The sequence below is a fragment of the Micromonospora sp. CA-249363 genome (assembly GCF_050950185.1).
GTDB lineage: Bacteria > Actinomycetota > Actinomycetes > Mycobacteriales > Micromonosporaceae > Micromonospora.
In genome coordinates, this window is sequence record NZ_CP192020.1 from 6,579,819 (window position 1) to 6,597,275 (window position 17,457).

General features: G+C 72.4%; 17 protein-coding genes. 6 read left to right on the top strand and 11 right to left on the bottom strand.

What is annotated here, in order from left to right:
* Nucleotides 1-2 precede the first annotated feature (2 nt).
* Genes ispF through ACQPZK_RS29600 form a run of 3 tightly spaced genes read right to left on the bottom strand, consistent with a single transcriptional unit; the run spans nucleotide 3 to nucleotide 1,778 of the window.
* Nucleotides 3-488 (bottom strand): 2-C-methyl-D-erythritol 2,4-cyclodiphosphate synthase, encoded by a 486-nt coding sequence (gene ispF, locus ACQPZK_RS29590; protein ID WP_433539356.1) that lies wholly within the window; start codon nucleotides 486-488, stop codon nucleotides 3-5.
* A gap of 52 nt (nucleotides 489-540) precedes the next feature.
* Nucleotides 541-1,236 (bottom strand): 2-C-methyl-D-erythritol 4-phosphate cytidylyltransferase, encoded by a 696-nt coding sequence (gene ispD / locus ACQPZK_RS29595; protein ID WP_433536026.1) that lies wholly within the window; start codon nucleotides 1,234-1,236, stop codon nucleotides 541-543.
* A gap of 56 nt (nucleotides 1,237-1,292) precedes the next feature.
* Complete coding sequence (locus ACQPZK_RS29600; RefSeq protein ID WP_007073334.1) at nucleotides 1,293-1,778, bottom strand: CarD family transcriptional regulator; 486 nt, start codon at nucleotides 1,776-1,778, stop codon at nucleotides 1,293-1,295.
* Nucleotides 1,779-2,108: 330 nt separating this feature from the next.
* On the opposite strand from ACQPZK_RS29600, the gene ACQPZK_RS29605 reads away from it, so the two are divergent.
* Entirely contained in the window at nucleotides 2,109-2,786 is a 678-nt protein-coding gene (locus ACQPZK_RS29605) for a hypothetical protein (protein WP_433536027.1), read from the top strand.
* Between the two features lie 28 nt (nucleotides 2,787-2,814).
* On the opposite strand, the gene ACQPZK_RS29610 is transcribed toward ACQPZK_RS29605, so the two are convergent.
* The 4 genes from ACQPZK_RS29610 to ACQPZK_RS29625 all read right to left on the bottom strand — a co-directional run bounded on the left by ACQPZK_RS29610 (nucleotide 2,815) and on the right by ACQPZK_RS29625 (nucleotide 6,598).
* Nucleotides 2,815-3,453 carry a hypothetical protein gene (locus tag ACQPZK_RS29610; RefSeq protein ID WP_433536028.1) on the bottom strand — a complete coding sequence of 213 codons (639 nt, stop codon included), beginning with the start codon at nucleotides 3,451-3,453 and terminating at the stop codon, nucleotides 2,815-2,817.
* Nucleotides 3,454-3,484: 31 nt separating this feature from the next.
* Nucleotides 3,485-4,543, bottom strand: a complete 1,059-nt coding sequence (locus ACQPZK_RS29615; RefSeq protein WP_433536029.1) for a type III polyketide synthase — start codon at nucleotides 4,541-4,543, stop codon at nucleotides 3,485-3,487.
* An 85-nt stretch (nucleotides 4,544-4,628) separates the two neighbouring features.
* A complete protein-coding gene (locus ACQPZK_RS29620; protein WP_433536030.1) occupies nucleotides 4,629-5,795 on the bottom strand; it encodes an acyl-CoA dehydrogenase family protein in 1,167 nt (388 codons plus the stop codon).
* 41 nt (nucleotides 5,796-5,836) lie between these two features.
* Nucleotides 5,837-6,598 (bottom strand): class I SAM-dependent methyltransferase, encoded by a 762-nt coding sequence (locus tag ACQPZK_RS29625; RefSeq protein ID WP_433536031.1) that lies wholly within the window; start codon nucleotides 6,596-6,598, stop codon nucleotides 5,837-5,839.
* A gap of 46 nt (nucleotides 6,599-6,644) precedes the next feature.
* Between ACQPZK_RS29625 and ACQPZK_RS29630 the strand changes: the two genes are divergently transcribed.
* The 4 genes from ACQPZK_RS29630 to disA all read left to right on the top strand — a co-directional run bounded on the left by ACQPZK_RS29630 (nucleotide 6,645) and on the right by disA (nucleotide 11,274).
* Entirely contained in the window at nucleotides 6,645-7,484 is an 840-nt protein-coding gene (locus ACQPZK_RS29630) for a UbiA family prenyltransferase (RefSeq protein ID WP_433536032.1), read from the top strand.
* Between the two features lie 138 nt (nucleotides 7,485-7,622).
* On the top strand, nucleotides 7,623-8,417 hold the full coding sequence (locus ACQPZK_RS29635) for a hypothetical protein (protein WP_433536033.1): 795 nt from the start codon (nucleotides 7,623-7,625) through the stop codon (nucleotides 8,415-8,417).
* An 86-nt stretch (nucleotides 8,418-8,503) separates the two neighbouring features.
* Nucleotides 8,504-9,961 (top strand): DNA repair protein RadA, encoded by a 1,458-nt coding sequence (gene radA, locus ACQPZK_RS29640; RefSeq protein ID WP_433536034.1) that lies wholly within the window; start codon nucleotides 8,504-8,506, stop codon nucleotides 9,959-9,961.
* 131 nt (nucleotides 9,962-10,092) lie between these two features.
* On the top strand, nucleotides 10,093-11,274 hold the full coding sequence (disA, locus tag ACQPZK_RS29645; protein ID WP_433536035.1) for a DNA integrity scanning diadenylate cyclase DisA: 1,182 nt from the start codon (nucleotides 10,093-10,095) through the stop codon (nucleotides 11,272-11,274).
* A gap of 33 nt (nucleotides 11,275-11,307) precedes the next feature.
* On the opposite strand, the gene ACQPZK_RS29650 is transcribed toward disA, so the two are convergent.
* From ACQPZK_RS29650 to ACQPZK_RS29660, 3 genes are all read right to left on the bottom strand, one after another.
* The gene (locus tag ACQPZK_RS29650) at nucleotides 11,308-12,048 is read right to left on the bottom strand and encodes a hypothetical protein (protein ID WP_433536036.1); all 741 of its coding nucleotides are present in this window, start codon (nucleotides 12,046-12,048) and stop codon (nucleotides 11,308-11,310) included.
* A 118-nt stretch (nucleotides 12,049-12,166) separates the two neighbouring features.
* On the bottom strand, nucleotides 12,167-12,676 hold the full coding sequence (locus ACQPZK_RS29655) for a peptide deformylase (protein WP_433539357.1): 510 nt from the start codon (nucleotides 12,674-12,676) through the stop codon (nucleotides 12,167-12,169).
* Nucleotides 12,677-12,735: 59 nt separating this feature from the next.
* A complete protein-coding gene (locus tag ACQPZK_RS29660) occupies nucleotides 12,736-13,248 on the bottom strand; it encodes a glycine cleavage system protein R (protein WP_433116075.1) in 513 nt (170 codons plus the stop codon).
* A gap of 96 nt (nucleotides 13,249-13,344) precedes the next feature.
* Between ACQPZK_RS29660 and ACQPZK_RS29665 the strand changes: the two genes are divergently transcribed.
* Nucleotides 13,345-14,256: an A/G-specific adenine glycosylase gene (locus tag ACQPZK_RS29665; protein WP_433536037.1), complete on the top strand. Its 912-nt coding sequence runs from the start codon at nucleotides 13,345-13,347 to the stop codon at nucleotides 14,254-14,256.
* 623 nt (nucleotides 14,257-14,879) lie between these two features.
* Here the strand turns inward: ACQPZK_RS29665 and ACQPZK_RS29670 are convergent.
* A complete protein-coding gene (locus ACQPZK_RS29670; RefSeq protein ID WP_422737260.1) occupies nucleotides 14,880-17,429 on the bottom strand; it encodes an ATP-dependent Clp protease ATP-binding subunit in 2,550 nt (849 codons plus the stop codon).
* Nucleotides 17,430-17,457: the final 28 nt, after the last annotated feature.

Below are 17,457 nucleotides of genomic sequence, written 5' to 3' on the forward strand. Positions count from 1 at the left end.
GCCTAGGCGGCCGGCGCGTCGTACACCAGCGCCACGGCGACGCCCGCCAGACCTTCCTCACGCCCCGTGAAGCCGAGCCCGTCGGTGGTCGCGGCGGAGACGGTCACGGGTGCGCCGACGGCCTCGGAGAGCACCCGCTGGGCTTCCTCCCGCCGGCGGCCGATCTTGGGCCGGTTGCCGATGACCTGCACGGACACGTTGCCGATCGCCAGGCCGGCGGCCCGCACCCGGCGGGCCGTCTCGGTCAGCAGCGCCACGCCGGACGCCCCGGCCCACTCGGGCTGGTCCACCCCGAAGGCAGAGCCGAGATCACCGAGCCCGGCCGCGGAGAGCAGGGCGTTGCAGGCGGCATGGGCGACGACGTCGGCGTCCGAGTGGCCGGCGAGACCGTCCTGGTCGGGCCAGAGCAGACCGGCCACCCAGCAGGGCCGGCCCGGCTCGAACGCGTGCACGTCGGTGCCGATGGCCACCCGAGGAACGATCATGATCAGAGGGTACGCGTTGAACGACCGTGCGGTCCTGGTGTGCGGCCGCGAGGGGTCAGTCGGCGGCGGCGAGCAGGTGCTCCGCCAGGGCCAGGTCGAACGGACGGGTGATCTTCAGTGCGTACTCCGAACCGGGCACACACGTCACCGCCACGCCCTGCTTCTCGACCAGGCCGGCGTCGTCGGTGAGCGGATCACCCGCGGCGGCGTGCGCGGCGGTCAGCACGGACCGGCGGAAGCCCTGGGGGGTCTGCACCGCGCGCAGGGCGGACCGGTCGACGGTGCCCAGCACCACCTCACCCGCGCCGACCTCCTTGATCGTGTCGACGACCGGCAGGACCGGGATCACCGCGGCCTGGCCGCCCCGGACCGCGGCGGCGACCGACTCGACCAGTTCGGGTGGGGTCAGCGCGCGGGCGGCGTCGTGCACCAGGACGATCGTCGGGCCGGCCGGCACGGCCGCGAGCGCGGCGGCGACCGAGGCCTGCCGTTCGGCGCCACCGGCCACCACGATCACCGGCGCCACCGGGGCCAGCAGGTCACGGACGCCCTCGACATCGGCTGCGGGTGCGGCCACCACGATCGTGTGGACCGACGCGGCAGCGGCGAGCCGACGTACGGCGTGGACCAGCAGCGGTTCGCCGGCGAGCAGGCGCAGCGCCTTGGGTCGGCCGGGCCCGAGGCGTACGCCGGCACCGGCCGCAGGCACGAGGACCGCGACGTCACCGCGCGGGTTGAGCTGCGCGGTCACGTCGCGGTCCTCGGTGGTTTCTTCGCTACGAAGTGGGTACGACGATGCTGTGCGGACTAGGCCTCGGTGAGGACCTTGTCGAGCAGCGTCTCCGCCTCGTCCTTGGTGCTCTTCTCAGCCAGCGCGACCTCGCCGACGAGAATGTCGCGGGCCTTGGCCAGCATCCGCTTCTCGCCTGCGGAGAGGCCACGCTCCCGCTCCCGACGCCACAGGTCACGCACGACCTCGGCGACCTTCAGCGGGTTGCCCGAGGCCAGCTTTTCCAGGTTGGCCTTGTAACGCCGCGACCAGTTGGTCGGCTCCTCGGTGTGCGGAGCCCGGAGAACGTCGAAGACCTTACCGAGGCCCTCTTCGCCGACCACCTCGCGAACGCCCACGATCTCGGCGTTCTCAGCCGGCACCCGGACCGTCAGGTCACCCTGCGCGACCCTCAGGACGAGATATTGCTTAGGCTCGCCCTTGATGACCCGAGTCTCGATTGCCTCGATGAGTGCGGCCCCGTGGTGGGGGTAAACAACGGTCTCGCCGACACTGAAAACCATAGGTTCGAAACCCCTTTCGCTGTGTCTAGGGTAACACGCTCAGGCAACGATGTCTCACCGATGTCCTGACCGTTGGCGCAGCTCAGGGGCCCTGTGAGAGGTCTTTCTTCAGCTTGACAGGCGGTCAAACCGATGGTTCGAACACGCTCCGTGACGATCGGATGACTTCCCGATACGGATGAACAGAACGTCGAGATCAAGGGCTATGCGCTCCTCCCATGGTATCCCGGCGTGCTGGACCGCGCCCAGATGTAGCGGGACGTGCCCCCGGTGCGGGACCCTGGAGTCCGAGCCACACTCCGCTCTCGAGACGCTTCCTGGGGGGGTCCGATGGGCAAGCCGGACGCAGAGGGCCACGGGCCACCCGACGGCCTGCCCGGCCTACCGCCCGAGTGGGGCCGCATCGTCATTCCCGACGACGCCTCCGCCCTCGCCAGCGAGGCTGCCCAGGTACGCCGTGAGCTGCGCCGGACCACCGGCCGGTACGCCGGACGCCGGGCGCTCGCCCTGCCGCTGCTCGTCCTGCTGGTGGCCCTGCTCACCACCCTGACCGGCCTGCTCGCCGTGACCTGGCCCCGCGTCGGCCGGGGCACCGAGCGGCCCACCCCGGCCCCCTCCACGCCACCGGCGTCCCTCACCGGCCGGTCCCTGCCCGCACTGGACCTGGTCGACGCCGGGCAGTCGCCCGTGCCGCTGCGCGGCCTGTTACCCGCCATGATCATCCTCGTGGACGACTGCGGTTGCCCCGATGTCGTCAGCGAGGCCGTGCGGGCCGCGCCCGTCGGCGTCACGGTGGTCACCGTGACCGAGGGCCGCGCCGTCACGACCGCACCGCCCGTCGACGGCGTGCGCGCGCTGGCCGACCCCGCCGGCGGATTGCGCTCGTTCCTGGGTCCGGGGGCCGCCAACGCGCTGCTGGTCGACCGCGTCGGCGTGGTGACCCGGGTGCTGCCCGGTGTCGGGCCGGTCGACGCGTACCAGGACGACCTGACCGCGCTGGCCCGCTGAAACGTCTAGGACGGGGGCAGCGCGACGCCTACGACGGGGGCAGCGCGACGAGCTGCGCCTCGACGTCGATGGGCTGGTCGCCGACGGCCGACAGCGACACCCGGAACGGCCCGCCGCCGGGCAGCACCCGGGCGGAGGCGAGCGTGCCGTCGCAGTCGATACGCGGTGGGCCGGCGATCTCGGCCCCGGTGCTCGTCACCGCCAGCGTGCCCGGTCGGGTGCACCGGTACTGGAGCAGGAAGCGGGAACCGTCGTCGGACGCCTGGCGGGTCCGCCCCTCGCCGGGCGCCAGCTCCCGCTGCTCCCGCCAGATCGTGCCGCGGAACGAGGGCAGGTCGCTCCCGGGGACGAGGACCCCCATGTCGGCGCCGAGGTCGGTGGCCTCACCCGTCTCCGGGTCGATGACGACCCGCCGATCGCCGTCCAGCCGGACGACCTCGCCCCTCTGCGGATCGACCCGCATCGTCACCCGTGACTCGGGCTCAAGACGGGCCATGAAACGTTCCACCTCGGTGCTGACGCTGGGCGCGACCACCGGCGAGCGTACCGATCCGGCCACCGGAACCGGCGCGGCGGCACGCCACCACCAGCCGCCGATCGCCAGCGCGCCCAGGGCGATACCGACCAGCGCCGCCGACCGCAGCCGGTCGTCCTCCGCCGCACTCATGCGAGGAGCGTAGCGGTCGGGTCGTACTCGTTCACTCCTGTCGATCGAGCAGGACGGCGTACAGGGTGAGGCCCGGACCGAACGCCAGCATGACCACTCGCCGAGGCGGCGGCGTCGAACGACTCAGCCGGTCCAGGATCAACAGCACCGTCGGGGACGAGCAGTTGCCGTGCTCGTCGAGCGTCGCCCGGGACGCGGCCAACGCCTCCGGCGGCAGGGCCAGCTCCCGCTCGACCACGTTGAGGATCCGCGGGCCGCCCGGGTGCACGGCCCACCCGTCCACGTCGGAGACGGTGCCGCCGTGCCGGGCCAACAGGTCGTCGACCAGACCGCGTACGTGTCGGGAGAGGACCTGCGGAACCTTCGACGACAGCCCCATCCGGAACCCCGCGTCGGTGACGTCCCAGGTCATGTGGTCGGCCGTCGAGGTGTCGGTGACCGAGGCGACCTCGCGCAACGCGTACCCCCGGCCGCCGGGCACCACCACGGCGGCGACGGCGGCGTCCGAGAAGAGCGCGTGCGAGATGATCTGCTGGGTGTCGACCCGGGCCGTGGACGGCTGGATGTGCAGGCTGGTCAGCTCCGCGCAGAGCAGCAACGCCGGCCGGCCCCGGGAGGTGACGAAGTCACTCGCCGCGCCCAGCCCCGGAAGGGCCGCGTAGCAGCCCATGTGGCCGACGAACATGCGCTGGGTGTCCGCCGCCATGCCCAGATCGCGGGCGAGCAGGATGTCCAGCCCCGGGGTGGCGTACCCGGTGCAGGAGCAGACGATGAACATGCCGACGTCGCTGGCGTCCAGACCGGAGGCGGTCAACGCCCGCCCTACGGCTTCCTTGCCCAACGGCAGCGCTTCCACCTGGTAGCGGCGCATCCGGCGCTCGGTCGGCCAGTCCGAGACGTCCTCGATCAACGGGTTGACCGCGGCCTGCCGGCGGGTCACCCCCGAGTTCGCGAAGATCCGCTCGGCCAACGCCCGGGTGCTGCCGGTGAAGTGTTGGGAGAAGAAGCCCTCCCACAGCTCGTCCTGCGAAGCGGACGGCGGCTGCGCTGTCCCGAGCCCCGCGATCACTGGTACGGACACGATCCCCACCTCTCGTCAAACGCTGTCCTCCCCCTGGCCGTCCCACCGGCCACCTCGGCCGGCCTCACCCTCGAACGTCCTCCGCGACACCCGCTCACCAACGCGGTGCCGATCCGTCGCGATCCGGGTCCCCGCCCAACGCCGCGATGCCCAGCCAGTCGGCGCAGACGTCCGAGGTGGCCGGGTGCAGAGAGCCACAGCGGGCATCCCGGTAGAGCCGTTCCAACGGGTGGCCACGCCGGGTCGCCGACGTGCCCGCCGCCTCCAGCATCGAGGCCGCCACCTCGGCGGCCGTGGTCCCGGCCAGCAGCTTCGCCCGCCACACCCAGCGGTTCGTCTCCGCGTCACCCGGCTCGTCGTCCACCCGGCGGGCCGCCTCCGCCACCGCCAGCTCGGCCGCCGCCGTCGCCGCGTCCGCCCGGCCCAGCCGTGAGCGCACCGCCGGGAGGCCGGCCAGGTTGCGGGTGTTGAGGTGTTCGGCCGCCGCGTCGATGGCCGCCCGCGCCACTCCCACGTAGACGGCCGCGTAGCTGGCCACCAACCAGTGGGGCATGAGCTGGGCGATCACGAGCGCCAGCCCCTCCACCCCGCCGAGCAGCCGGTCACGTGGCACGGTGAGGTCGAGGTGCAGGTCGTGCGACGAGGTGGCCCGCATGCCGAGGGCGTCCCAGGTCGGCTCGACGGTCAGGCCCGCACCGGCCGGCACCAGGAACTGCGACACCACCGACTGGTCGGTGGAGCTGCGCGCGGCCACCAGGTAGCCGTCGGCGTGCCCGGCCCCGGAACAGAAGGTCTTGCTCCCCTTGAGGTGCCAACCACCGTCGGTCGGCTCGTAGACCGTGCTCAACTGCGAGAGGCGGGCGCCGGTGCCCCGCTCGCTCATCGCGACGCCGTACCAGGCCCCCTGGGCTGCGGCGGTGAGCAGCCGGTCCCGGGCGGCCAGCGCCTCGTCCGACACACCCAGAGCCTCGGCCAGCTCCTCGGTGACCGCGCCCAGCGCGCCGGTCACCGAGGCGTGCATGTTGAACACCAGCGCCGTCGCGCCGTTGCCCCGGGCCAGCTCGGTGGCGACCGCGGTGTACTCCGCGAAGCTCGCGCCCAGGCCACCGAGCGCGCGCGGGACCATCAACCCGAAGAGGCCGGCCTCCCGCAGGTCACGGAAGTCCTCGGCCGGGAAGGAGCCGTCCCGGTCGTGCTCCGCCGCCCGCGCGGCGAACCGCGGCGTCAATCGGCGGGCCGCCTCAAGCGCGTGCACCGTCATATCGCTCCCTCCTCGGCGTCCCATACCCCGCCACGAGCCGACTATCCTCTGCGGACCCCCTGGCCCTGGTAGAGCACGGCGGTGGACCGGGTCGGCACGATGCGCGGCGCACGGCCGGTCGACGGCGCACCGGGCGTCCGCGCCGTGCGGGCCCGCCGCACCAGCCAGGCGAGCAGTCCTCCGACCTGCGGTCGTAGCCCGCGCAGACGCAGCTCGACGCCGTGTCGGGCGCACTCGGCGACCAGCGCCCGGGCGTCCACGAACAACCGTGGATTGTGGATCCCACGCGGCACGGTCGGCAGCCGCTCGGCGATCCGCACCGCGACCAGCCGGGCCAGCGCCGTGTCGTTGAGCGTGTCCAGCACGAGCAGCCCGCCGGGGCGCAGCAGGCGGCACGCCTCGGCCACGGCACGCGGCCAGTCCGGAACGTGTTCCAGCAGCTCACCGGCGGAGACCACGTCGGCGCACCCGTCGGGCAGCGGCACCGCCGTCGCGTCACCCTGCACCACGCGTACGCCGTGCCCGGCGGCCTGGACCAGCGCCGAACGGGTCAGGTCCACCCCGACGTGCCGGTAACCCTTGCCGGCCAGGTGCGGTGCGAGCAGCCCGGCGCCGCAGCCCAGATCGACCAGGACCGCGTCCGGACTCCTCGCCGGCGGTACGAGCGCCGCGCGGGCCTCGGCCAGCCAGTGCAGCATCGCGAACGCGCCGTCCGGCCGCCACCACTCGCCGGCCAGGTCGTCGTACTGGCGCGGGTCATTGCGCGGCAGCACCCGCTGAGCGGTCGACGCCACGTCTCGCATGGCTCCGAGCGTGGCACGACTGCTCGGTAACGACCAGACTTCCCTTATGTCGTCGAGGGTGTTAGGGCTGGTCAGGGCGAGCCATCCGGAACCGGCCGCCGCAGTGACCACAGTGTCCGGTCTGCTGGCCTGGGGAGTGGGGCACCGGCCCTCGGGAATCGTCTCCGTGGTGCTCGCGGTCCTCGCCAGCCAGCTCGCGGTCGGCTGGACCAACGACGCGCTGGACGCCGAGCGGGACGCCACGGTGGGGCGTACCGACAAGCCGGTCGCCGCCGGCGCGGTGGGCCGGCGCGTCACGGCCTGGGCCGCGGCGGTGGCCGCGCTGGCCTGTCCGCTGCTGGCGCTGACCACGAACCCCCGGGCGGCCCTCTGGCTCACGGTCGCCCTGGTCTCCGCACTGCTCTACGACTGGCCGCTCAAGGCCACCGCCTTCTCGGTCGTGCCGTACGCCGTCTCCTTCGGCGCGCTGCCCGGCTTCGTGGTGCTGGCGCTGCCGGGCGAGCCGACCCCACCGCTCTGGCTCCTGACGGCGGCGGCCTGCCTCGGGGCCGGCGCGCACTTCGCCAACGTGCTGCCCGACCTCGCCGACGACGCCCGCACGGGCGTCCGCGGGCTGCCGCACCGCCTCGGCGCGGCGGGCAGCCGGGCCGCCGCCGCCGGGCTGCTCCTCGCCGCGACCGCCGTCCTGGTTCTGGGTCCGCCCGGGCCGCCGTCGATCCTCGGGCTCGCGGCGGTCGGCACGGCCGCGGTCGTGCCGCCACTGAGTTGGTACGCCGGACGCTCGGCGACCCGGGCGGGCCGGCGGCCGGTGGCTGCCTTCCGGGCGGTGATGCTGGTGGCGCTCATCGACGTCGCGCTGCTGGTGGCGAGTGGTCGGGTGGTGTGAGGGCACCCCGCCGGGTGGCATTGCCGGGTCCCCGTGCGGGCCTCGATCAGCTCCAACTACCCTGGAGCGCGGTCTGCGCGGGTATGGCCACCTCCCCCGGCGTGCGCCCGGGTGGGGATCGTAACGAGGAGGACCGACGTGACGCGCTCGATCAACCGATCTCGGCGGGCGGCCCTGGTGCTGTCCGGGATCGCGGCGGCTACCAGCCTGCTCGCGTCCGGATGCGGCGCCGGCCAGATCGCCGAGACGGCTTTGAAGGAGCCGTCGGTCCAGGGCGTCAACCTCACGACCCCCAACGGCGCCTACTCGGTGCGCGGCCTGCTGGTGACCTACCCCGGCACCGAGGGTTACCGGGCCGGGCAGGACGCCCCGCTCAACGCGGTGATCTACAACGACTCGAAGAGCACCGTAACGGTCACCATCACCACGCAGAGCGCCCGCGAGGTGCTGATCTCGGGTGGCTCGGCCAGCCCGACGCCGTCCGCCGCGGAGTCGGCTTCCGCCACCCCGTCGGGTTCGGCCAGCCCGTCCGGGTCGGCCAGCCCGTCGACCCGCGAATCCGGCTCGGCCAGCCCGTCCGCGACGCCGTCCGAGACCGGCTCGTCGTCGGCGACCCCGTCCGCCCCGGAGTCGGCGCGGGCCTCGGGTTCGGCCAGCGCGGCCGCGCCGGGTCAGCCCGCCCGTATCGAGCTGGCCCCGCTGAGCTACCTCCAGCTCAACTCGGAGGCCACCTCGCAGCTGCGGCTCGTCGGCCTGACCGAGGCGCTGCGTTCCGGCCAGAACGTCGTCGTGACCTTCGACTTCGGCAACGGCAACACGGTCACCGGCCCCGCGCCGATCGCGGTGCCACTCACCCCGGCGGCCCCCGCCTCGCCGATCATCGAGCGCGAGGGCGGCTACGAGGGCAACGAGGGCGGCACGACCCACGAGTGACAGCGGTCATCGAGCACCGAGACACCCCGGCGTGGGAACCACCACGCCGGGGTGTTTTCGTCGTACGAGAGGGCTAGCGTCCTGATGTGACCACCTCCCGATCGACCTCTGGCCGTGGCGGCGCGGCCGGTGCGCCCCGCGCCCGGTCGGCCACCCGCGAGCCGCGCCCGGCGTACGAGTGCGACGCCTGCGGGCACCAGCCGCCCAAGTGGGTGGGCCGCTGCCCGGAGTGTGGCGAGTGGGGCTCGGTGGTCGAGTCGACGCTGACCGGGCCGACCGTCGCAGGCCGGGTGGTCAGCTCCCGACTGCCGGCCGAGCCGGCCCGACCGATCGCCACCATCAGCGCCGCTCCGGCCCGCGCTCGGCCGACCGGTGTGAGCGAGCTGGATCGGGTGCTCGGTGGCGGCCTGGTGCCCGGGGCGGTCGTGCTGCTCGCCGGCGAGCCCGGCGTGGGCAAGTCGACCCTCCTGCTCGACGTGGCGCAGCAGTGGGCGGTGGGCGCCGGCAGCCCGTCGCTGGTGGTCAGCGGAGAAGAGTCGGTCAGTCAGGTCCGGCTGCGCGCCGAGCGGATGGGCACCCTGCACGACCAGCTCTACCTGGCGGCCGAGAGCGACCTGGGCGCGGTGCTCGGGCACCTCGACGCGGTCAAGCCGGGCCTGCTGGTCCTCGACTCGGTGCAGACCATCTCGACCACCGGCACCGAGGGCGTACCGGGCGGCGTCACACAGGTCCGTGCGGTCACCGCCGCGCTGGTGTCGGTCGCCAAGGAACGCGGCATCGCCACCGTGCTGGTCGGGCACGTCACCAAGGACGGCCAGGTGGCCGGCCCGCGCGTGCTGGAGCACCTGGTCGACGTGGTGCTGCACTTCGAGGGCGACAAGCACTCCTCGCTGCGGCTGGTGCGCGGCGTCAAGAACCGGTTCGGCGCCGCCGACGAGGTGGGCTGCTTCGAGATGCACGAGGGCGGCATCAGCAGCCTGGCCGATCCGTCCGGGCTCTTCCTCACCCGCTACTCGGAACCGGTGCCCGGCACCTGCGTGACGGTGGCGATGGAGGGGCGGCGGGCTCTGGTCACGGAGGTACAGGCCCTGATCGGCGCGACGGTGGCCGGTTCTCCCCGCCGTACGGTGTCGGGCCTCGACTCGGCGCGCCTGGCCATGGTGCTCGCGGTCCTGCAACGGCGTACCGAACGGTTGACCCTGCACGACCGCGAGGTGTTCGCCGCCACCGTGGGCGGCATCCGGGTGGTGGAGCCGGCGGCCGACCTGGCCGTCGCGCTGGCGGTCGCCTCCGGTGGGCTCAACCTGGCGATCGCGCCGCATCTCGTGGCGATCGGCGAGGTGGGGCTGACCGGCGAGGTGCGCCGGGTGGGGGCGGTGCCGCGCCGGCTGGCCGAGGCCGCCCGCCTGGGGTTCAAGGTGGCGCTGGTTCCGCCGGGTTGTGGCCCGGCCAGCACCGGTGCGGGGCCCGATCAGATGCGGGTGACCGAGGTCACTGACGTGCGCTCGGCCCTGCACCATGCGGCCCGTGCGTCCGCCGAGTGACTCAGCGTGCCGACGGCAACGGCGATAACGGACAGCATCGCCGCAAGTGAAAACGGTTCGAAGGGCGGCATCGTGACACATCACAGTAACCACGACAGCACCCACCGCACGGCAGTCCGTAGACTGTGCCCGTGCCGATCGACCGCGATACCACCAAGCCTGCCGGAGCGCCGCCCCAGGCCCGCACCGGCACCGTGGGCGCGCCGGCCCGCCCGATCAGCGTGAGCGTGACCGCCGCTGCCGGGGGCGCCGGCGACCCGCTACGGGCGAATCTCGCCCTGATGGCGCCCGGCACCGCGCTGCGCGACGGGTTGGAGCGCATCCTGCGGGGTCGCACCGGAGCGCTCATCGTGCTCGGTTACGACAAGGTCGTCGAGGGTCTCTGCACCGGCGGCTTCCCGCTGGACGTCGAGTTCTCCGCGACCCGGGTCCGGGAGCTGTGCAAGATGGACGGCGCCGTGGTGCTGTCGAGTGACGGCACCCGCATCGTCCGGGCGGCCGTGCACCTGATGCCCGATCCGTCCATCCCGACGGAGGAGTCGGGCACCCGGCACCGCACCGCCGAGCGGGTCGCCCGGCAGACCGGCTACCCGGTGATCTCGGTCAGCCAGTCGATGCGGATCATCAGCCTCTACGTCAACGGTCAGCGACACGTCCTGGACGACTCGGCGGCGATCCTCTCCCGGGCCAACCAGGCGCTGGCCACCCTCGAGCGCTACAAGCTCCGGTTGGACGAGGTCTCCGGCACGCTCTCCGCGCTCGAGATCGAAGACCTGGTCACCGTACGGGACGCGGTGGCGGTGGTGCAGCGGCTGGAGATGGTCCGCCGGATCGCCGACGAGATCGCCGGTTACGTCGTCGAGCTGGGCACCGACGGTCGACTGCTCGCCCTCCAGCTCGACGAGCTGATGGCCGGCGTCGACGCCGACCGCACGCTCGTCATCCGGGACTACCTGCCCGTCGGTCGTAAGTCCCGCACCCTCGACGAGGCGCTGGTGGAGCTTGATCTGCTGGGTGCCACCGAGCTGATCGACCTGGTGTCGGTCGCCAAGGCGATCGGCTACCCGTCGGCATCGGACGCGTTGGACGCCGCCGTCAGCCCGCGTGGCTTCCGGCTGCTGGCCAAGGTTCCGCGCCTGCCGGTGGCCGTGGTCGACCGCCTGGTGCTGCACTTCGGCAGCCTCCAGCGGCTGCTGGGCGCGACCGTCGAGGACCTGCAGGCCGTCGAGGGCGTGGGCGACGCCCGCGCCCGGGGCGTCCGCGAGGGCCTGTCCCGGCTCGCCGAGGCGTCCATCCTCGAGCGGTACGTCTGATCCGCCGCCGATCCGGCTGGTCGGGGTGTCGACTCAGCCGGTGATCGTGATCTTCGCGGGCGCGCTGTACTTGGTGCCGACTCGGGCGAACACCTGGTACGTCCCCGCCGGCGCGAACGGCCCGGCAGCCAGCCCGGCGCCGTCGCACCGGCTGGTGTCCCGCCCGTTCCAGCCCACCTGGTAGGAGCGCTCGAACCCGGGTGTGAACGACTGCACGTCCGAGCCCTGGACCTTGCCGCAGGTGTCGGACGACCACACCTTCTCGGCGCCGGCCTTGACGAAGATCTCCTGAAGGTCGGCGCCGACGTTACGACTGCACGTACGGTCCGACGTGTTCTTGATCTTCAGTTGCAGATCGACCACCGCGCCGCTCTGGACCGAAGTGGGCCGCGCCACCGATGTCACGCTGATCTCCGCGTCGGTGCAGGTGCCGTCATCGCCCGAACCGGCGGCCGCGCCCGGCGGCGGGTCGTTGCTGGTGACCTCGGGGCTCGGATCCGTGGCGTTCGCGTTCGAGGCGTTCGGATCGGCGGACCGGCCCGAGGCATTCGCCTCCGGGGTGCCGGACGCCGACGGCGCGCCGGTCTGCGGCGTCAGCACCGAACCACTGGGCCCCGGGCTCGACGTCGTCCCCGCCCCCGTCCGCCGGCCGGAGCCACCCGAACCGGTGCAGGAGTAGAGCAGGACAATCAGGAAGAGAAGCCCCGCTCCGAGTACGACGGCGCGACGCCGCCAGTACACGGCGGGTGGCAGGGGGCCGACCGTCAGACGCATGATGCCCCCCACCGTAGTCGCGCCGCACCCACCGGCGGGCCACGACGCGCCGGAGCGTCAGCGGGGCAACGCGACGAACCTCCACTGAGGACGGACGAGTCGGCGTCCGGCCACCCGCTCAGAGGTAGACCTTGCGCTGGTAGACCGCGTGCGCGCCGGCCACCCGGTCCAGGAAGAGCAGCCCCTCGCAGTGGTCGATCTCGTGCTGCAACGCCCGCGCCTCGAAGCCGTCCGTCACCAACCGGACCGCCGCTCCCGTACCCGGGAGGTCGCCCTCCACCACGAGCCGACTGGCCCGCTTCACGTCCCCCGTCAGGTCCGGCACGGACATGCACCCCTCGCGGCCCGGCTTCCATCGGGTCGCCTCCACCACCCGGGCGTTGCAGAGCACGAAGGTGCCGTGCACGGTGACCGCCTTCGGATGGCCGGTCACGTCGACGGCGAAGACCCGGGCGCCCACGCCGACCTGCGGCGCCGCCAGACCCACGCACCCCGGCGAGACCCGCATGGTGGCGACCAGGTCGGCGGCCAACCGAATGGTCTCCTCGGCGGTGGGATCGACGTCGCCTCCGGCCCGGCTCAACACCGGGTCCGGGGCCGACACGACGGCTCGCACCGCACCCGTCATGGCCAGCGAATCCGGCGTCCAGTCCCCCAGACCGACGTACGCCTCGTCCTGTCTCTCGCTCACAGCAGATCCGGGTCTGCCGGCCGGAGGGTGACCTCGACCCCCACCTCGGCGGCCGTCCGGTGCAGCCGTTCGGTCAACGCCTCGACGACCCCCGCCGGCAACTCGACCTCGGCCAACACCACGTACAGCGAACCGGCCAGCCGGGTGCTCAGGTCGGTGACGTTCCCACCGGCGTCCACCAGCACCCGGGTCATCGCCGCCACGATGCCCATCCGGTCCGACCCGTGCACCGCCAGCACGTACGGCTCGCCGGCCGGCGCCACCTCTCCGTCCGGAGTCACCGCACGTACGGTCGCCAGAAGCTGCCCCTCGGCCGCCAGCGGCGCCAACGCCGCCTCCACCTCGGCGGCGGCCGGGCCGGTGCAGATGAGGGTCATCGCGAAATGCCCCCGCAGACGGGTCATCGTACTGTCGGTCAGGTTCGCGCCCAGCCGCGCCAGCACCTCGGCGACGTCGGCCACGATGCCCGGCCGGTCCCGGCCGATGACGGTGATCGCGAGCTCGTTCATCCGCGCATTCTGCCCGATCCGCCCACCGCCGCCTCGACACCCCGCCCGAGCCGCCCAACCAGCGGGACCGGAGCGCGTGACATCATCGACGACGCCATGACTCAACCCGATTTCGCCACCCTGGTCAGCCGATGGTTCCAGCAGCACGCCCGTGACCTGCCGTGGCGGGGACCCGACGTGACCCCGTGGGCCATCCTCGTCAGCGAGGTCATGCTCCAGCAGACGCCGGTGGTACGGGTGGTACCGGCCTGGCACGCCTGGCTGGCCCGCTGGCCCGACCCGGCGGCCCTGGCGGCGGACACCCCGGCCGAGGCGATCCGCATGTGGGGACGCCTCGGCTATCCCCGCCGCGCGGTCCGGCTGCGCGAGTGCGCGGTGGCCATCGTGGACCGGCACGGCGGACAGGTGCCCGACCGGCTGGAACAGCTGCTGGCGCTGCCCGGCGTGGGCACGTACACGGCACGTGCGGTGGCGGCGTTCGCGTTCGGCCAGCGGCACCCGGTGGTCGACACCAACGTACGACGAGTGGTCTGTCGAGCAGTGGCCGGCGAGCCGGACGCCGGCCCGGTCACCCGCCCCGCCGACCTGGTCGCCACCGAGGAACTGCTGCCCCCGGAGCCGGTCGCCGCCGCGCTGGCCAGCGCCGCGTTCATGGAGCTGGGTGCGGTGCTCTGCACGGCCCGCGCACCGCGTTGCACGGCCTGCCCGGTCGAGTCGGTCTGCGCCTGGCGAGCCTCCGGGCAGGAGCCGCCGACCGGCCCGACCCGCCGCCCCCAGCGGTACGCGGGCACCGACCGACAGGTACGCGGCCTGCTGCTCGGGGTGCTCCGGGAGACCACCGGGCCGGTCCCGCACCAGCGCCTCGACCAGGTGTGGACCGACGACGTGCAGCGCGCCCGCGCGCTGGCCGGCCTGGTGCAGGACGGGCTGGTGGAACCGGTCGACGACGACTCCTTCCGGCTGGCCGGCGACGGCCCGTCGACCCCCACCGCCAACCTGACCACCTGACCCGCCGCTTGACCCGCGCCCCGCGCCCCGCGCCCCGCGCCGACGCTAGATCACGCTCGATCCTGGATGTAGTGGTGTCGGCCGCGCCGGATGCCACTACATCCAGGAAGCTGCGCGATCTTGCCAGCGCCCGCAGCCGGATCGCCGCACAACATCAGGGAAACTGCTGCCTCCGACCGCCGGGAGGCAGCAGTTTCCCTGATGTTGCGTGAGGGATCGGCGGATACGACGGTGCGGCAGCGCAGGCGTGCCGTTTGGCGCACGACTGCGCGGGGCAGCGCCGGGCCGGCGGACGCGATCGAAGAGCAGGCAGCGCCCGATCGACGGACGCGGCCGAAGAGCAGGCAGCGCCCGATCGGCGAGCGCGACCGAAGAGCAGGCAGCGCCCAATCGACGAGCGCGACCGCACAGCAGGCAGCGCCCAATCGGCGGACGCGACCGCACAGCAGGCAGCGCCCAATCGATGAGCACGACCGCAGAGCAGGCAGCGCCCGACCGACGAACGCAACCGCAGAGCAGACAGCGCCCGACCGACGGACGCGGCCGCTTGAGGGCGGTGCGCAGAAAGGGGCGGGGCCCCGGTGGCTTGTGCCGCCGGAGCCCCGCCTCTTGTCTGCTGCTGGTTATGCCACCTCGTCCGTCGCCGCTGCCGCGGTGCCGGCGGCGGTGCCCCCGAGGTCGGCCGGAACGGCGTCCGGAACCTCGACGGGCTTCTCCGCACCCCGGAAGACGAGCTTGGACTTGTCGATGTCGTTCGGGTCGCCCTCGCAGTCCACCACGACGATCTGACCGGGGGTCAGCTCGTTGAACAGGATCCGCTCGGAGAGGTTGTCCTCGATGTCGCGCTGGATCGTGCGACGAAGCGGACGGGCACCGAGCACCGGGTCGAAGCCCTTGGCCGCCAGGTACTTCTTGGCGTTGTCGGTCAGCTCCAGACCCATGTCCTTGTTGCGCAGCTGCGTCTCGATCCGCTGGATCATGATGTCCACGATCGAGAGGATCTCGGTCTGGCGCAGCTGGTGGAAGACGATGGTGTCGTCGATCCGGTTGAGGAACTCAGGCCGGAAGTGCTGCTTGAGCTCGTCGTTGACCTTCTGCTTCATCCGGTCGTAGTTGGACTCGGAGTCCTCCGACGCCTGGAAGCCCAGCGACACCGCCTTGGCCACGTCCCGCGTACCGAGGTTCGTGGTCAGGATGATGACCGTGTTCTTGAAGTCCACGATCCGGCCCTGACCGTCGGTGAGCCGCCCGTCCTCCAGGATCTGGAGGAGCGTGTTGAACACGTCCGGGTGGGCCTTCTCGATCTCGTCGAACAGGACCACCGAGAACGGACGACGACGCACCTTCTCGGTGAGCTGCCCGCCCTCGTCGTAGCCGACGTAGCCGGGAGGGGCACCCACGAGGCGGGACACCGTGTACCGGTCGTGGAACTCGGACATGTCCAGCTGGATGAGGGCGTCCTCGCTGCCGAAGAGGAACTCGGCGAGCGCCTTGGACAGCTCGGTCTTACCGACACCGGACGGACCGGCGAAGATGAACGAGCCGGACGGGCGCTTCGGGTCCTTCAGGCCGGCCCGGGTACGCCGGATCGCCTTCGAGACAGCCTTGACCGCGTCCTCCTGGCCGATGACGCGCTTGTGCAGCTCGTCCTCCATGCGCAGCAGGCGCGAGGTCTCCTCCTCGGTCAGCTTGTAGACCGGGATACCGGTCCAGTTGCCGAGCACCTCGGCGATCTGCTCGTCGTCGACCTCGCTGACGACGTCCAGGTCACCGGCCTTCCACTCCTTCTCCCGCTGCGCCTTCTGGCCGAGGAGCTGCTTCTCCTTGTCGCGCAGCTGGGCGGCCCGCTCGAAGTCCTGCGCGTCGATCGCGGACTCCTTGTCGCGGCGCACCTGGGCGATGCGCTCGTCGAAGTCACGCAGGTCTGGCGGCGCGGTCATCCGGCGGATGCGCATGCGGGCTCCGGCCTCGTCGATCAGGTCGATCGCCTTGTCCGGCAGGAAGCGGTCGGAGATGTATCTATCGGCCAGAGTTGCGGCAGCCACCAAGGCTGCGTCCGTGATCGAGACGCGGTGGTGCGCCTCGTAACGGTCCCGCAGGCCCTTGAGGATCTCGATGGTGTGCGCCAGCGACGGCTCACCCACCTGGATCGGCTGGAAGCGGCGCTCGAGAGCGGCGTCCTTCTCCAGGTGCTTGCGGTACTCGTCGAGCGTGGTGGCGCCGATGGTCTGCAGCTCACCACGGGCCAGCATCGGCTTGAGGATGCTCGCGGCGTCGATCGCGCCCTCGGCGGCACCCGCACCCACCAGGGTGTGGATCTCGTCGATGAACAGGATGATGTCGCCGCGGGTGCGGATCTCCTTGAGCACCTTCTTGAGGCGCTCCTCGAAGTCACCGCGGTAGCGGGAACCGGCGACCAGCGCACCGAGGTCGAGCGTGTAGAGCTGCTTGTCCTTCAGAGTCTCGGGCACCTCGCCCTTGATGATCTTCTGGGACAGCCCCTCCACCACGGCCGTCTTACCGACGCCGGGCTCACCGATCAGGACCGGGTTGTTCTTGGTACGGCGGGAGAGCACCTGCATGACCCGCTCGATTTCCTTCTCGCGCCCGATGACCGGGTCGAGCTTGCCCTCACGGGCGGCCTGGGTCAGGTTGCGGCCGAACTGGTCCAGCACGAGGCTGGTCGACGGCGCGGCCTCACCCGGCGCGGCACCCGCCGCGGCGGGCTCCTTGCCCTGGTAGCCGGAGAGGAGCTGGATCACCTGCTGGCGGACCCGGTTGAGGTCGGCGCCGAGCTTGACCAGCACCTGGGCGGCGACGCCCTCACCCTCGCGGATCAGCCCGAGCAGGATGTGCTCCGTGCCGATGTAGTTGTGGCCGAGCTGCAGCGCCTCGCGCAGCGACAGCTCCAGCACCTTCTTGGCCCGCGGCGTGAACGGGATGTGCCCGCTCGGCGCCTGCTGGCCCTGGCCGATGATCTCCTCGACCTGCTGGCGCACGCCCTCCAGGGAGATGCCGAGGCTCTCCAGAGCCTTGGCGGCGACGCCCTCACCCTCGTGGATGAGGCCCAGCAGGATGTGCTCCGTACCGATGTAGTTGTGGTTGAGCATCCGGGCCTCTTCTTGGGCCAGGACGACAACCCGTCGCGCTCGGTCGGTGAACCGCTCGAACATGCCCTCGTGCTCCTCACGTGCCGTGCGC

What these genes read in the sequence shown, in the direction of transcription:
- ACQPZK_RS29625 (WP_433536031.1), bottom strand. Translation starts at nt 6,598, where the DNA reads ATGCGAGACGTGGCGTCGACCGCTCAGCGGGTGCTGCCGCGCAATGAC.
- ACQPZK_RS29660 (WP_433116075.1), bottom strand. Translation starts at nt 13,248, where the DNA reads ATGAACGAGCTCGCGATCACCGTCATCGGCCGGGACCGGCCGGGCATC.
- ACQPZK_RS29670 (WP_422737260.1), bottom strand. Translation starts at nt 17,429, where the DNA reads ATGTTCGAGCGGTTCACCGACCGAGCGCGACGGGTTGTCGTCCTGGCC.
- ACQPZK_RS29610 (WP_433536028.1), bottom strand. Translation starts at nt 3,453, where the DNA reads ATGAGTGCGGCGGAGGACGACCGGCTGCGGTCGGCGGCGCTGGTCGGT.
- ACQPZK_RS29665 (WP_433536037.1), top strand. Translation starts at nt 13,345, where the DNA reads ATGACTCAACCCGATTTCGCCACCCTGGTCAGCCGATGGTTCCAGCAG.
- ACQPZK_RS29605 (WP_433536027.1), top strand. Translation starts at nt 2,109, where the DNA reads ATGGGCAAGCCGGACGCAGAGGGCCACGGGCCACCCGACGGCCTGCCC.
- ACQPZK_RS29630 (WP_433536032.1), top strand. Translation starts at nt 6,645, where the DNA reads ATGTCGTCGAGGGTGTTAGGGCTGGTCAGGGCGAGCCATCCGGAACCG.
- ACQPZK_RS29620 (WP_433536030.1), bottom strand. Translation starts at nt 5,795, where the DNA reads ATGACGGTGCACGCGCTTGAGGCGGCCCGCCGATTGACGCCGCGGTTC.
- ACQPZK_RS29655 (WP_433539357.1), bottom strand. Translation starts at nt 12,676, where the DNA reads ATGACGGGTGCGGTGCGAGCCGTCGTGTCGGCCCCGGACCCGGTGTTG.
- ACQPZK_RS29600 (WP_007073334.1), bottom strand. Translation starts at nt 1,778, where the DNA reads ATGGTTTTCAGTGTCGGCGAGACCGTTGTTTACCCCCACCACGGGGCC.
- ACQPZK_RS29650 (WP_433536036.1), bottom strand. Translation starts at nt 12,048, where the DNA reads ATGCGTCTGACGGTCGGCCCCCTGCCACCCGCCGTGTACTGGCGGCGT.